The following is a 15,480-nucleotide window of genomic DNA, read 5'->3' as shown; positions in this document are numbered from 1 at the left end:
AACAACTCAAAGGGTAAAAGCTCGTGGCGAATTTTAATGAAAAGCCCTTTGGAGCAATACAAAGGGCAAACACACTCATCCAATGGACTCGTGAACATCATTTGATCCTGATATCTAAATGCTGCATATTCTTAAAATACTGAGGTTGATGGTCTTTGTAATAGTTTGAAATTAATACAGGTACCGATCTTGAAAAAACATTATGAAGTTCTACTTCTTCTTTAGTAGGCGATAACCAGTAGAATCTTAAGTGACCTAGTAAAGTTTAAACAAGCTAACACTGTGAAAAAACTATCCCTTAAAATAAGGTAAATAAAAAAACGGCCAAAAAGGCCGTTTTTTTCAATTCTAGATTATTCAGTAGAAACCGCAGGATCTGCCTGCTCTTTAACCGGTACTACCTGAACGAAGTGATCTTCCGGATGCTCAAGCATAAGTGCAAGAGCGCTTGCCTCGTCTTTCTGCCCATGGCGTTCGAGCATCTCGACGTACTGGCTAAGCAATTCTTTTACATCCTGAATGCCTTTGGCGGAGAGTGTCTGGATGGATACCTTCGCACCTTTGGCGATCCGGCGTGCAATTGCCTCTTTCGTAAGTCCCATTTCTGGCTGGTGTCGTAAATAAACAACACCTCCGGTCATACCTGCACAAATCCATGGTCCTGGATCTCCAAGGACAAGTCCGCGGCCGTTTGTCATGTATTCAAATGCGAAGCCTTTAATATTGGCGTTTGCACCGATATTGCCGTATTCCTTTTCTGGGATAGGCTTTTTGACAAGTCCGCCAATGATCATGTCTGCACCTGATAGACGGATACCTGCACGCGCATCAGCATTACCCTGTGCTACAAGCAGGCCTTTTTGGGCTCCGTAGCCAAATCCTTTTCCAACAGAACCGTTGTAGAAGCCGCCATCTTTGCCAGGTGATTTGGCAATCAGAATCTTGCCTCCGAAGGAAGTTTTTCCGACACCGTCCTGGCTGCCGCCATCAATTTCAATGTTAATGCCATGTGTATTGTAAGCTCCAAGTCCGTTACCAAGGATAGAACCCTTGTATCTGAGCGATACTGGCTGAAGCTTTCTGTATGAGCCGTCCAGTCGTCCGCGGACACGGTGGCAGGAAACTCTGCTTGCAAGTACTCGCTGTTCGGCAGTAACGCTCGAAAATTCACGTGACTGGTGAAGCTCTTCATCAACCGCATCTAGATACTCTGCACCAGCAGCTACTTGGAGCTGGGCGGATGCCAGCGCAGAAGCAACTTCCTTCTGGTACGATATCTGACCGATTTCCAAAGGCTTCAGCAAGTATGACAAATCAAGCAGATCTTTTCCCTTGATTTGCTCCAAAAGGTCTGAGCGGCCGACTGCATCCTGTAAATTCCTGATTCCCGCAGAGGCTGCAAGATTCTTCAGCTCATTACCAAAAGCAGTGAACAGGTTCACGATGCCCTGGACGGCAAGATCGAATTGACGAGGTACGAAACGGCGTAATCCATGTTCCTTTGCCTGTGCTTCAGAATCAATCTGTGTAGCGATTCCGACATGGCAAGTATCAAGGTGACAACCACGGCAAGTCGTACAGCCGATCGCAAGCATGGATAATGTACCGAAACCAACACGGTTTGCACCTAGAAGCATGTACTTGATGACATCCTGAGCGCTTTTAACACCGCCGTCTGCCCAAAGCTCAACATTATCACGCAACCCAGCTTCCAAAAGGGCATTGTGAGCTGCTTTGATTCCAATTTCCGCTGGGAGGCCTACAAACTGGAGGGCGTGAATACGAGCTGCTCCTGTGCCTCCATCAAAGCCGCTCAGCGTAATAATGTCAGCTCCAGCCTTCGCGATACCAACCGCAATCGTTCCGATATTTGGTACGACTGGTACCTTAACTGCTACGCGCGCCTGGTCATTAGCTGTCTTAAGCTCGTGGATCATCTGTGCCAGGTCTTCGATTGAATAGATATCATGGTTGTTTGATGGTGAAATTAAATCTGAACCAATCGTTGCGTTCCTCGCTTCAGCAATTTTAGCCGTAACCTTTGAGCCAGGCAGGTGTCCGCCTTCACCAGGCTTTGCGCCCTGCCCAATTTTGATTTCAAGAAGGTTAGAGGAGTTCAGCAATTCAGCATTCACTCCGAAACGTCCAGAAGCAACCTGCTGTCCTCGTGTACGAGGGTATTTGCCGAGCATATCCTTAATTTCGCCACCTTCGCCATTCATGCTGATCATGTTAAGACGGTCAGCACCTTCAGCATAAGCACGGAATGCGATTTCGTTTTGCGATCCAAAAGACATTGATGCGATAACAAATGGAAGGCTATGCTCGCCAACGCCGATTTCGACTTCAGCTGGTGAAACGGTAGAATCAGCTTTTTTTAGTGCAGTCAAATGACGGATGGTCGTCGGATTGCTTTCTTCCTGTTCGGTAATTTTCTCACGGTAAACACTATAATCCCCAGTAGAGGCAACCTCACCGATTGCCTTCCAGATACGAGGGAAGAGGTGGAACGTTTTTCCGATGCGTTCTTTTTCATTCTGGAACTCTTCCGCCCTGGCAATCGCATCCTCTTTCATCGCCGCAAAACCATATGCAAGTTCATTGGATCCGAAGAAGTTAACAATCATCAAGTAATCCGAGACTTCATCGTTCAGGCCGATTGCTGAAAATAAGCGGCCATATCCACGTAATTCATGGATGCCAATTGTTGATATGACTTTCTCCAGCCCTTTAGTCAATGCACTGTAAAGATTGACGAGTGGTGTTACTGACTCATCAAGCACAGTCATGAACATATAGTAGGGGCTGATCGCGTCTGCTCCAAGTCCGAGCGCAACTACAATATCATGCAGAGAACGAAGGGAAGCTGAACGGAGCAAGATCGAGCAATCACGTCTCAAGCCTTCCTTCACAAGTGCCTGGTCAATCGCAGACACAACCAGATGAGGGTCAAGCCATAATGAATTCTCCTGATGAGCTATTGCATCATCTAGAACGAGAAGTGTCTTGCCGCCTTTTACCGCATCGACTGCTTCTGAAGTGAGTCGCTCCAGGGCTTCTTTGACACCTTCTTCATTACGGAAAACTGTTTCAAGATATGCTGCTAATTTATCATCCTGGTAGCACTGGATGACCTGGTCCATGCTTGGCTGGGCGGTTTGTAATGAAACTTCGTAGCCGGCCTTTCCTTCCACAAGGAGAGGAGTCAGCAATTCAACCACTTTGCCTGTTTCAGTTTTGCCGAACAGGGAAGGACGTTTACCTAGTACCGTTCTTGTAGAGAAGTGCTCTGCTTCACGATCACGGTCAATCGCCGGATTCGTAACAACAGCGACACTTTCCTTGATAAAATCAGCAATATTTTTACGTTCAGGATTCAATGCTGCCAGTGGCGCATCATGTCCAAGTGAGCGGATTGGTTCCGCACCTTTTTCAGCCATCTGTTCGACAAGCTGGACATGGTCTCTCTCCCATCCGAATGCTTTGTATTGGCCGTTATGGATTTTATCTGGGTGAGTCATTGTCACGGTTTTTGCAAGCTTAGGGCCTGCCAGGCGATAGCGCGCTTCTTCGAATGAAAGACGCTGTGAAAAACGCTTGTATACCTCGCCCTGGAATTGTGAGTGCTCGTAAACTTCAATGCTGTCGCCGTTCCATTTCAAACCTACTTTTTCACCTGGAGCTAATGGCTTAGGATCGCCAGTATATTCAGTCGAAGGAATGATGCCTGGTTCGGATGAAAATAGATAAGAGCTGTTCGTTTCAACCATCCAAAGCGGACGAAGGCCAAGGGCATCAACACTGAATACAGCTTCGTCACTAAAGCGTGAAATGATTCCCGCAGGTCCCTGGGCAAAGTGGCCCCATGCCTCGCGGATATACGTATATAAATCCTGCAGATGTTCTGGATATGCCTTGATTTCATTGATGATCGGCGGGAACATCATGTCCATAGCTTCGAATAGTGAATAGCCGTCACGGCAGATAAACGTTTCAAGAGTTCTGCTTAAATCCTGTGAATCGCTGCCGTCTTTTACAAGCGGTACATTGACCATGCGAGCTTCATCACGGAGCCTGGCGATCGTGTTGATCTCACCATTATGTCCAAGGATGCTGAACGGCTGTACACGGAAAAAGCTTGATAGAGTGTTAGTTGAGTAGCGATTATGCCCTAGAGTCATGGTTGAAGCTACAAGCGGGCTTGCCAGGTCATGATAGTATTTCGGCAGGATGTCTCCAGCGCCCATAACCTTATAAACAGCATGGTATTGGCTTAAAGATGCCACATGCACCTGTTCGTTTTTCTCAAAATCTACAATCATATTAAACAATATGCTGGAAAGCTCTCTGTCTATCTGCTCAGCCAGACAAGCAAACTGCCAGAATACAGGGTTTTCCTGGATGGCGATTGGTCCAAGTGCTTCAGAATTTGTTACATCTACTGATGAAAAGACAAGCTTCATGCCTTGAGCTGCAAGTTTTGCTTCAAGCTCATCCTGAATCGTTTTTGCCTGATCAGTCCGTGAAATAAAAACATGTCCGACAACAAAGTGATCAGTTTCAACTACACTAGGGTCTACTCCAGCGTTAGAAAGCTTTTCCTTCCAGATTGCGCGAGGGATATCGATATGGATTCCTACACCATCACCTTCGCCATTAATAAAACCTGCACGGTGGTTCATGGTGACAAGACCATCTATACAGTGGAATATATTCTCTCGGGTAGGGATCTTCTTTTTTTCTATGCTTGCCACAATTCCGCAGGCATCATGTTCGTGTCTTGAAAAATCTTTAAATTGGGAAGGGGTCCATTGTAAAGTCATAAGTTTCGGCTTGTAAAAGGGGGATCCTTTAAGCCGGTTCACCTCCTGAAAAATAATCTATGGTTAGATAGTTTGATAGCTTTGTACTTGAGGGTAAAACTGTTTTGACGGGATTTTAAAGCAGGAATTAAGTGGCCATGTATATGGCAAGTTTTAAGAATAGTTAAAAACAATCATATCATAAGAATTTTCAGAAATCAATTATTTATACAAAACTTTGGATAGCGGTAAATATAGGATGGATAATAGATTTTTTTAAATATACCTTATAATGTAACCGTTTTCATTTAAAAGTAAAAAAATAACAGAAGCCAACTTGGCTCCTGTTATGTATGGAAACTTGTATATTTATTCATTTGCCATTGTATAAAATGCCTGATCAACAGCATGGAGAGTTGCCTCGATGTCTTCCTGAGTATGGGCAATCGTAACAAACCATGCTTCATATTTAGAAGGTGCAAGATTGATTCCCTGTTCGAGCATCAGGTTGAAGAAACGAGCAAACATCTCGCCGTCCGTGTTCTCCGCTTGTTCATAGTTCTCAATTTTTACATCTGTAAAGTAAATGGTTAAAGCGCCCTTTAAACGATTGATTGTTATAGGGACACCATGTTTGCTTGCGGACTCCAGAATACCCTCCTCAAGCATGGCGCCGAGCTGATCCAGGTATTCATATACACCGTCCTGCTTAAGAACCTCAAGACAGGCTATTCCTGACAGTATGGATGCAGGGTTGCCGGCCATCGTACCAGCCTGGTATGCAGGTCCAAGCGGAGCTACCTTTTCCATGATCTCAGCACGGCCGCCGTAAGCGCCGATTGGCAATCCTCCACCGATGATTTTTCCCATCGCTGTCAAATCTGGAGTGATTCCAAGAAGATCCTGGGCACCTCCGTACATAAAGCGGAAGGCAGTAATGACCTCATCAAAAACAATGAGTGCTCCAGCCTTATGAGTAAGTTCCTTCACTTCCTCCAAAAAGCCTGGTTTCGGCTCGACGATACCGAAGTTGCCAACAATCGGCTCCACAAGTACAGCTGCGATTTTGTCTCCCCATTTTTCAAGAGCTTCCTTGAACGGTTCGATATCATTAAACGGCACAGTGATGACTTCCTGGGCGATGCTTTTAGGAACGCCGGCTGAATCTGGAGTCCCAAGTGTAGACGGGCCGGAACCTGCAGCTACAAGGACAAGGTCTGAATGCCCATGGTAGCATCCTGCGAACTTGATGATTTTATCGCGTCCTGTATAGGCACGGGCAACACGGATTGTTGTCATTACAGCCTCTGTGCCGGAATTGACGAAACGAACTTTATCAAGAGCTGGCATGGCTTCTTTCAGCATTTTAGCGAACTTGACTTCATGAGGCGTAGGCGTTCCGTATAATACGCCAGTTTCTGCTGCCTTTTTGATCGCTTCCGTTATGTGTGGATGAGCATGTCCAGTAATGATCGGACCATACGCTGCCAAGTAATCGATATATTGATTGCCATCGACATCCCAGAAGTATGCCCCCTGTGCGCGCTCCATTACAACGGGTGCACCGCCGCCAACCGCCTTGAAAGAGCGTGAAGGACTATTGACACCCCCGACAATGTGTTCAAGCGCTTCATTATGTATTCGTTCCGAATTAGTTCTTTGCATAGTCAAACCTCCTATATGTATCTGCTTCTTTATTTTATCATTAATAATCATTTTTACAGATTGTTTCACTTGTCTAAAAACAGAATGTACCTTCTTTGAGAAAAAATTTAGGCATAGCATTTGTTTTACAGCATCAGATTGGCTAAACTGTTTGAGGGAATAAAGGAGGAAATAAATATGAACGCCATTGAAGTGAACGGGCTGCGAAAGGAATTCAAGGCTTATTCAAGCCGCTCCGGACTGTCGGGAGCTTTTCGCGATCTTTTTACACGTAACTATAAAATTATGCCGGCTGTAAATAATATCAGCTTTAACGTCAAGCAGGGTGAGATGGTCGGCTATATCGGTGAAAATGGGGCTGGTAAATCGACGACCATCAAAATGCTGACTGGCATTCTGACACCGACTTCCGGAGGGATCATTGTTAATGGGATGAACCCGCATAAGGAACGGGAAAAATTTGTGCAGACAATCGGTGTCGTCTTTGGGCAGCGCTCGCAGCTATGGTGGGACATCGCTGTCCAGGAGTCATTCCGTCTCCTGAAAAAGGTTTATAAGGTATCCGATGCACACTATAACGAGCATATGGATCATGTTATCAAGACGCTGGATATTGAACCGCTGCTTGACAAGCCGGTAAGGAAGCTGTCGCTTGGGCAAAGGATGAGATGTGAGCTCGCCGCTGCGCTGATTCATAATCCGCCGCTTCTTTTCCTGGATGAGCCTACTATCGGACTTGATGTATTAGTGAAGCTTAAGATCAGGGAGTTTTTAAAAGAAATAAATGAAAAATACAATACTACGATTTTGCTTACAACCCATGACCTGACAGATATCGAGGCGCTCTGTGAGCGGGTGATCATGCTGGATGAAGGAAATATCATTTATGATGGCGCCCTGAAAAGTTTGAAGGAAAAATGGGGTGAAGGAAAGGAAATCAGCTTTGAGTTCCTTGAAAAAGGGGACATTAACCGACTTGAAGCATTGACGAACGATCTTGGAGTGAAATGGGAGCTAGATGAAAAGGACCAAGTCTTTACCGCCATTACCGGTGATGACGAAGAAGTTGTTTCACAGGTAATCGCCCGTACCGTTGCTGCTTACAAGGTAAGGGATGTTAAAATCAATGAGCCTTCCACGGAAGAAATCATCCGTAATATTTATGATAAAGGGATGGCGTAATATGGATAAGTACCTAGAGATGATTCGCATCCGCTTTTTGATGATGCTTGCATACAGGACTAATTATTACACGGGGATTTTAATTTATAGCATCAATATCGGGGCTTATTACTTTTTATGGAATGCCATTTACGGCGACAAAAGCGAAATAGAAGGCTTATCCGCTGTGCAGATGACGACCTATGTTGCAGTTGCCTGGATGGCAAGGGCTTTTTACTTTAACAATATCGACCGTGAAATGGCGAATGAAATCAAAGAAGGCAAAGTGGCAGTCGAGCTTATCAGACCATACAGCTACTTGGGAATGAAAACGATGCAAGGCCTTGGAGAAGGGATCTTCAGGCTGTTTTTCTTCTCGGTGCCAGGGATGCTGATTGTTGCGCTTATTTTCCCGCTTGAATTTTCGGCAAATCTTACTTCATGGGGATTGTTTGTGATTTCGATCATATTGAGCTTTTTTATTAACACACAGCTGAATTTGCTAACTGGAATTACCACTTTCTTCTTATATAATAACACAGGCTTAATTCGTGCGAAGCGTGTCCTGATCGACCTTTTCTCTGGGCTGCTGCTTCCGATCAGCTTTTTCCCCGGCTGGGCTCAAGAAATCATGAGGTTTCTTCCCTTCCAGGGAATCAGCTATATTCCGAGCATGATATTTACAAACGGATTCACCGGCAGTCAGGCAATTGAAGGCCTTATGCTGCAGGCAGCCTGGGTGCTGATTTTGATTGTACCTGTTCAGGTGTTGTGGATCATTGCAAAAAAACAGCTGATTATACAAGGAGGGTGACGTGTGTTTTACGTAAGGATGTTTTTTCAGTATGTCGCCCAATATATGAAAACCAGGCTCGAATATCGGGCGGATTTGTTTGTCGAGATCTTTTCTGATCTGTTATTTCAGGCTGTGAACTTGATCTTTATCCTTGTGGTATTCGATCATACCCAATTCCTAAACGGCTGGAGCAAGGATGAAATCATCTTTATTTATGGATTCTTTCTTGTGCCATTTGCGCTCTTTTCGTCCTTTTTCAATATTTGGGACTTTAATGAACGATATATCGTAAAAGGGGAACTTGACCGGATCCTAACCAGGCCAATCCACAGCTTGTTTCAGGTGATTCTGGAGCGGATGGAGCTTGAATCCTTGTTTGGAGCTATAACCGGTTTGGCAGTCATGTTCTATGCTGGCAGGCGTTTGAACCTTGAGTTCCACTGGTACGATCCGATCCTTTTTATCGTGCTTGTACTTGGTGGAGTCCTCGTATATGCGGGCATCTTTGTGATGATTGCCTGCATCAGCTTCTGGGCAGATGCGCGGACATCGATCATGCCGATGATGTATAATATCGGCAATTACGGTCGCTATCCAGTGGATATTTACAATAAAGCAATCCGCTTTGTATTGACCTGGATTTTGCCATTCGCCTTTGTTGGTGTTTACCCTGCCGCCTACTTCCTTGGGCGTGAAGAGTGGTTCGGCTATTCTTTTTTTACGCCAGTAATTGGGCTGTTCTTTTTTAGTTTATCTGTTGTGATTTGGAACGAGGGCGTGAAGAGATATAGGGGAGCCGGAAATTAAATTGTTTTAAGAAGCCGTGGCATTTTGGATGCTGCGGTTTTTTTGTGTTGTTTTACAGATAATGTAAAAACTACACATAGTGATTTTTTCTGCTGGATGGACTTGCTTGCATACTCTCATATCCCTGAGCGTATAGTTGGAGTGAGAGATGCAGGAAAAGAGGATGGGATATGCATTTTTATCTATCAGTGACCATTATCATGTTAGCAATCTTCTTGAGTCTTAAGACACTGTTTGTTCCGCAAAAAATCATAGGCAAACAGGTCTCGCTTGAAAATTTCCTTACCCTGGCCCTTATTTATGCGACGGTGATGGCCGGATTTGGTTTGCTGTATTATTTGCTGGATTTAAGAGGCTTGTGGGTGCTGGCAGACGGCAGCATGCGTCTTAGTGTTTCGTCATATGAAAGAATGGCCACTAGCATGTACTTTAGCGCCATCACATTATTCTCAGTCGGGTACGGGGATATATCCCCGATTGGGATCGGCAGGATCATTGCCGTTTTAGAAGCTTTGATTGGCTATACAATTCCTGCAGCTTTTGTGACAAGAGCTGTGTTTGATCATAAGAAGGCATAACGACTGTTGAGTATATCTATCTCATTTGTATTCCAGGCAAATATTAGATAGGCTATAGTAAATAGCAACTATTTTTGGAGGGATGCAGAATGTCGTTAGTATTAGGGGGAAAGGCTCCGCAATTCGAATTGCCAGCCAGCAATGGTGAAATTGTAAAGCTATCTGATTTTAAAGGCAAGAATGTCGTGCTTTACTTTTACCCGAAAGATATGACTCCTGGCTGTACAACTGAAGCTTGTGACTTCAGGGATCATCACGAAAGCTTTGAAGGGTTGAATGCTGTCATTCTTGGTGTCAGTCCGGATCCGGTTGACAGGCATGGAAAGTTTATCGAGAAACATGGACTGCCGTTCCTGCTTTTAGCGGATGAAAATCACAAAACTGCCGAGGATTATGGTGTCTGGACATTAAAGAAAAACTTCGGCAAGGAATATATGGGCATTGAGCGTTCCACATTCATTATTGATAATGAGGGGAACCTTGCTAAGGAATGGCGAAAAGTGAAAGTGAAAGGTCATGTAGAAGAAGCTCTCGAATTTATAAAAGAAAACCTTTAGTTAAAAGGACAGCCGATTGCCAGGCTGTCCTTTTGCTTATTTGACCATAAAAGGAAACTGTATTACGATATGACTGTGCAGTCAAAATTGCTTCTGTGACCAGTCAGTCACATGAATTAAGTATATTGGGAGGCTTTAAGGTGAAGGAAAAGGAAAAAGCGATCATCGAAGCGGCCATCAAGCTTTATGCAACAAAAGGTTTCTCATCAACCTCCATTCAGGAAATTGTGACTGAGAGTGGAATTTCCAAAGGAGCTTTTTATTTATATTTCAAATCAAAGGATGCTTTGCTTATTGCCATTCTTGAATATTACTTTGACCGTATTGAGAAAAATTTAGCCGCTTTTGAGCATGAAAATCTGCCTCCAAGAGAAAAGTTCGCTAAGCAGCTGACGGCTTTATTCAATACGATGCTTGAGCATAAAGAATTTATCATCATGCAATCAAGGGAACAGGCAATCCCTTTGAATGAAGAGGTAAAAGCACTCATGTTCCGTAAATATCATGAAGGGCATACATTTTACCAAGAAAGCCTTCGGGCCATATATGGAAAAAAAGCGGAGCATCATCTCTGGGATTTGTCGTTAATATTGGAAGGCTTGTTCAATTCCTACATAAAGCTATTATTTTTCAATCAAGAGGGCTTTCAAATTAATGAACTGGCCGAGTATATCATGAGAAGGATGGACTCATTAGTTGAGGGATTAACAAGTGAGCAGCCGGTAGCTACTGAAGAGAAGATGAAAGATCTCTTCAAAAAGACAAAGGCATTTTTTCTGGCTAGAAACGGCGATGTAAAGAATGTGATTGAAAAAATGAAGCAAATCATTTCGGACATTGATAACAATGAGGATTTAAAAGTATCAATAGAGGTTCTCGAAGGTGAAATCGATAAAGAAGCACCGAGGCTTCCGGTGATTCAGGGGATGCTATCCAATTTTAAGGATCAGGCCGCACTTGAACGATACTGTGAAGAAATTGCTAAGTACTATAATTTGAAATTTTAATTTTTGCCGCCTATTTTTCTCAATACAGGCTATTGTCCATTCATTTTGCTCCAAACTGAATATCATTGTATTAGGGCATACCTCCTCAAACAACTTTAAGCGAGCTGAAAAGCTCGCCTTTTTTTATGCAGATTTCTAGTTTATTATGCTTAGAAGTTGTTAGGAAGATTGAAAATTAATACAATTAAGAAATACTACTATAGATTCGAAGGGTTGGATTCAATTGAAAATTTATTCATCTATACTGCCTGCAGAGGAATTGCAGACTGAAGTGAAAATCGCATTTCCTCAAGTGAACTTTAAATTTCATAAGGGAATAAAGGAAGATCTATTTTTAAATGCTGAAGTATTTATTACATATGGTGAAGATTTAACGGAAGAACTTATTTTAAAAGCTGATAAGTTAAAATGGATCATGGTGATGTCAGCGGGTTTAGAAAAGATGCCGTTTGATGCCTGCAAACAGATGGGAATCTTAGTTACAAATGCACGCGGAATTCATAAAATTCCGATGGCTGAATTTACAATCGGCATGATGCTGCAGCATGTAAAGCACATGAGGACATTATGGGAAAATGAAAGTAACCAATTGTGGGAACGCAAGCTGCCGATGGGGGAATTGTTCGGCAAAACATTGCTCATTCTAGGTATAGGGGCAATCGGTGGAGAAGTTGCCAGGTTGGCAAAAGCGTTCCAAATGAAAACGATTGGTGTTAACCGCAGCGGCGAAAAGGCAGAATGGGCTGATGAAATTTATACGATGAAGGATATTAAAGAGGCTTTGCCAGAAGCGGATTTCATTGCTTCCGTTCTGCCAAGCACGAAGGAGACAAAGCATCTCCTCGATGAAAGCCATTTTGATCTAATGAAGGATTCAGCCGTGTTCATTAATATTGGGCGCGGAGATTTAGTGGAAGAAGAAGTTTTATTGGCCGCCCTTCGAGATAAAAAGATTTCGCATGCATATTTAGATGTTTTTTATACTGAGCCGTTGGCAGAAGAGCATCCGTTTTGGAGTATGGATATTGTTACGGTAACGCCGCATATTTCAAGTATAACGAAAAACTATATGCCAAGATCTTTTGAAATTTTTAAACATAATCTGCATACATATATTAAAAAGCGTGCGGACTATATCAATGTAATCGACATGGACAGGGGGTACTAGGAATGAAGATTTATACTAAAACAGGCGATAAAGGAACAACCTCGCTCATTTACGGAACACGTGTCAGCAAAAACGACGCAAGGGTTGAAGCATATGGTACTTGCGATGAAACTAATTCGATGATCGGTCTCGCGCTAAGTTATTTGAATGGAGAGTATTTTAGCGGTAAGGAAGAATTACAGTCGATCTTTCATAAAATCCAGACCGTCTTATTCCATGTAGGCGCAGAGCTTGCTACACCAGCAGGCAAGGAAGTGAAATGGACACTTGAGCAAAGAGATATTCAAGAATTAGAACAAACGATTGATTCATGGGATGCAGTACTACCGCAATTAACCAACTTCATTCTTCCTGGGGGAAATCAAGCTGGAGCTGCACTTCATGTAGCAAGAACGGTTGCCAGAAGAGCTGAGCGTCAGGCAGTTGAAATTGGTGATGAAGTAAATCCGCTTGTCCTTTCTTACTTGAACCGGCTGTCAGACTTTTTATTTGTAGCTGCAAGATATGTTAATATGCACCTAGGTTCAAAGGAGCAGACATTGCACCAGGAAAATTGATGAAATCTTGATTCTGTAGGTTGTTATATTGACAAAAGTGGAAATAAATTAGTACACTAATTATAAATATTATAAAATAAGAATAATAATCTTAAGAAAAGTGAGGTGCATGGCGGTGGTACAGAGCCCGTTAAAAGAAGCCTTGGATACCTTGAAGGATACAGGAGTCCGTATTACTCCGCAACGTCATGCGATACTCGAATATTTAATAAACTCAATGTCGCACCCAACAGCAGACGAAATCTATAAGGCGCTGGAAGGGAAGTTCCCAAATATGAGCGTCGCGACAGTTTATAACAATTTGAGAGTATTCCGTGAAGTTGGACTAGTGAAGGAACTGACGTATGGAGATGCCTCAAGCCGTTTTGATTATGTGACTAGCCATCATTATCATGTAATATGCGAAAAATGCGACAAGATCGTTGATTTTCATTACCCTGGCCTCAATGAAGTAGAACATTTGGCTTCGCATGTGACAGGATTTAAGGTCGGCAACCATAGAATGGAGATTTACGGAACTTGTCCAGATTGCTCAGCTAAAGAGGCGCATTAATTAACACTGGTGGCGAAAGCTATCAGTTTTCTTTTTTACGCTCTCTTTTCATAATTGATGCGGTTGTATTTTTGACCATTTCATTGTGAAGGAGGCCTTCGGAAACAGAAAAAAGCTTAACAACCTTTATAAATAAGAAAAACTCGGCATATGCGCCGAGTTTATTTTTGTATTTGTTTTGTCCCAGCATCAGAGCTTGTCGTGACTGACTAAGGCCTAATGCTGTTCTTGTTTCCTATTATATTTTTCATCAAAATCCTTGCCTTCTAGATTTGGGTCAAGGGTTAATGGTTCGTTGCAATACATGCACATATCTACCCTGCCAAGAACTTTAGTTTGCTTGCCACAATTCGGACAGACTACCTGAACAGTTTTGGTGGAAAGCATCCCGATCCAAAAATAAACGGCTGTGCTCGCGATAATGAAAAGCAGGCCAAGCAACATAAAGATTGTCATGACAACTGGAGAATTGCGAAAGAAGATGCCGCCATACATAACAATGAAGCCGATGAAGATCAGGCTTAGTGCAAAAGTTCGGATTTTATTTATTTTACTAGAATATTTAGCCATCAATTTCCCTCCCTAAAAACTAACTATATCATACCATTTTCGGCATGATAAAACATAATCACTCTTAAATGGTTGTCGAAAAATGTCTAGAGAAATTGCAGGAGATTTTATATAATTGTCGAACATATATGCTAACAAACAAATGGAGGAGTTTATTATGGAGGATATCCTTCGTTCTATATACCAAGAACGCGCAAGCCATCCTAATACAATTGGAGTGGTGATGGTCGAGAAAAGGCAAAAAGCCATCCCAACCACCGATACATTTGATGTTATTCTGCTTATTATTGTTAAAGAAAATGATGATCCTGTTTTTGTTAAACACTATTCTTATGGAGACAAGAAAGCTGCCATGCACATTGTGACTGAAAAGCAAATCCATGATTGGCTCTTGATAGGAAATAACAAAAAAATATTTGACTGGCTTTATAACGGTAAAATCATTTTTGATCGAAATGAACGTATTGCGAATCTAAAACATGAATTAAGAGAATTTCCGTTCTTCGGCAGAAAAATTAAAATGGGAATCGAATTCTCAAAATTAATAAGAAGATATACAGATGGTAAAGCTTTTTTTGACAACTATCATTTTCTCGATGCCTATAACCATGTGGTTCATTCCTTGCATCATTTAGCGAGGCTTGCAGTAATTGAAAACGGATTTCATCCTGAGGTTACAGTCTGGCATCAGGTCAAACAAATCGAACCGGAAATTTATAAGTTATATGAAGAGCTTGTCTGCAGTGAAGAAACGATTGAAAAAAGATTGGAGCTTTTATTCCTTGCGAGTGAATTCCTTATTCATAAAAGAACAAAAATAGGCACCCAGCATCTTCTTGAAGTGCTGCAGGAAAATGAATACTGGTCTTTTAATGAGATGATGACGCACTCTGAGCTGGTTCCGTATTCTGTTGATCTTGGAATACTTGTTGAGTATTTGATTGAAAAGAAAATCATTGCTGTTGTTAACGTTGAAACGAAGGGTCAAGGCATTTACCACAGATATTATCAGGTACCTGAAAAATTATCGTAAAAAAATAAAAAAAGCTGTTGACCTTTTAAGAAATACTTGGTATATTAATAACCGTCGCTGCGAAACACAGAAAAAACATTTTCGCGGCAGGCGGTTGAAATAATAAAAAGCGTTTTGAAAAGAAAACATTTAATAAAAAAAGTGTTGACATAAAAAACGCCGAATGGTATATTAGTAAAGTCGCTTCTGGGCGACACGCTAACTAACTTGTTCTTTGAAAACTAAA

At 42.5% G+C, this 15,480-nt stretch carries 13 protein-coding genes; 10 read left to right on the top strand and 3 right to left on the bottom strand.

The window, feature by feature from the left end:
- Positions 1-353: 353 nt before the first annotated feature.
- Positions 354-4,823, bottom strand: a complete 4,470-nt coding sequence (locus V7654_RS23620) for a glutamate synthase-related protein (protein WP_335433336.1) — start codon at positions 4,821-4,823, stop codon at positions 354-356.
- Between the two features lie 348 nt (positions 4,824-5,171).
- Entirely contained in the window at positions 5,172-6,467 is a 1,296-nt protein-coding gene (locus V7654_RS23615; protein ID WP_335433335.1) for a glutamate-1-semialdehyde 2,1-aminomutase, read from the bottom strand.
- A 177-nt stretch (positions 6,468-6,644) separates the two neighbouring features.
- Here V7654_RS23615 and V7654_RS23610 point away from each other — a divergent pair, with 177 nt between their 5' ends.
- The 9 genes from V7654_RS23610 to perR all read left to right on the top strand — a co-directional run bounded on the left by V7654_RS23610 (position 6,645) and on the right by perR (position 13,651).
- Positions 6,645-7,649, top strand: coding sequence for an ABC transporter ATP-binding protein (locus tag V7654_RS23610; RefSeq protein WP_335433334.1), 1,005 nt, complete (start codon positions 6,645-6,647; stop codon positions 7,647-7,649).
- Position 7,650: 1 nt separating this feature from the next.
- Entirely contained in the window at positions 7,651-8,442 is a 792-nt protein-coding gene (locus V7654_RS23605) for an ABC transporter permease (RefSeq protein ID WP_335433333.1), read from the top strand.
- 3 nt (positions 8,443-8,445) lie between these two features.
- Positions 8,446-9,231 (top strand): ABC transporter permease, encoded by a 786-nt coding sequence (locus V7654_RS23600; RefSeq protein WP_335433332.1) that lies wholly within the window; start codon positions 8,446-8,448, stop codon positions 9,229-9,231.
- A gap of 170 nt (positions 9,232-9,401) precedes the next feature.
- Positions 9,402-9,809 carry a potassium channel family protein gene (locus V7654_RS23595; RefSeq protein ID WP_335433329.1) on the top strand — a complete coding sequence of 136 codons (408 nt, stop codon included), beginning with the start codon at positions 9,402-9,404 and terminating at the stop codon, positions 9,807-9,809.
- 89 nt (positions 9,810-9,898) lie between these two features.
- Positions 9,899-10,366, top strand: coding sequence for a thioredoxin-dependent thiol peroxidase (gene bcp, locus V7654_RS23590; RefSeq protein WP_335433328.1), 468 nt, complete (start codon positions 9,899-9,901; stop codon positions 10,364-10,366).
- Positions 10,367-10,506: 140 nt separating this feature from the next.
- Positions 10,507-11,373 carry a TetR/AcrR family transcriptional regulator gene (locus V7654_RS23585; RefSeq protein WP_335433327.1) on the top strand — a complete coding sequence of 289 codons (867 nt, stop codon included), beginning with the start codon at positions 10,507-10,509 and terminating at the stop codon, positions 11,371-11,373.
- Positions 11,374-11,596: 223 nt separating this feature from the next.
- Positions 11,597-12,541 (top strand): D-2-hydroxyacid dehydrogenase, encoded by a 945-nt coding sequence (locus V7654_RS23580; RefSeq protein ID WP_335433326.1) that lies wholly within the window; start codon positions 11,597-11,599, stop codon positions 12,539-12,541.
- 2 nt (positions 12,542-12,543) lie between these two features.
- Positions 12,544-13,098 (top strand): cob(I)yrinic acid a,c-diamide adenosyltransferase, encoded by a 555-nt coding sequence (locus V7654_RS23575; protein WP_335433325.1) that lies wholly within the window; start codon positions 12,544-12,546, stop codon positions 13,096-13,098.
- A 109-nt stretch (positions 13,099-13,207) separates the two neighbouring features.
- On the top strand, positions 13,208-13,651 hold the full coding sequence (perR, locus tag V7654_RS23570) for a peroxide-responsive transcriptional repressor PerR (protein ID WP_335433323.1): 444 nt from the start codon (positions 13,208-13,210) through the stop codon (positions 13,649-13,651).
- Between the two features lie 216 nt (positions 13,652-13,867).
- Here the strand turns inward: perR and V7654_RS23565 are convergent, their stop codons facing one another.
- Positions 13,868-14,221: a YgzB family protein gene (locus V7654_RS23565; RefSeq protein ID WP_438825344.1), complete on the bottom strand. Its 354-nt coding sequence runs from the start codon at positions 14,219-14,221 to the stop codon at positions 13,868-13,870.
- Between the two features lie 157 nt (positions 14,222-14,378).
- Between V7654_RS23565 and V7654_RS23560 the strand changes: the two genes are divergently transcribed.
- Positions 14,379-15,254: a nucleotidyltransferase-like protein gene (locus V7654_RS23560; RefSeq protein ID WP_335433338.1), complete on the top strand. Its 876-nt coding sequence runs from the start codon at positions 14,379-14,381 to the stop codon at positions 15,252-15,254.
- Positions 15,255-15,480: the final 226 nt, after the last annotated feature.

This window comes from Bacillus sp. JJ1609, from assembly GCF_036967045.1.
In the GTDB taxonomy this organism is placed as follows: Bacteria; Bacillota; Bacilli; order Bacillales; family Cytobacillaceae; genus Mesobacillus.
The sequence above is the reverse complement of the archived record's forward strand: the minus strand, read 5'-3'. Positions and strand labels throughout refer to the sequence as shown.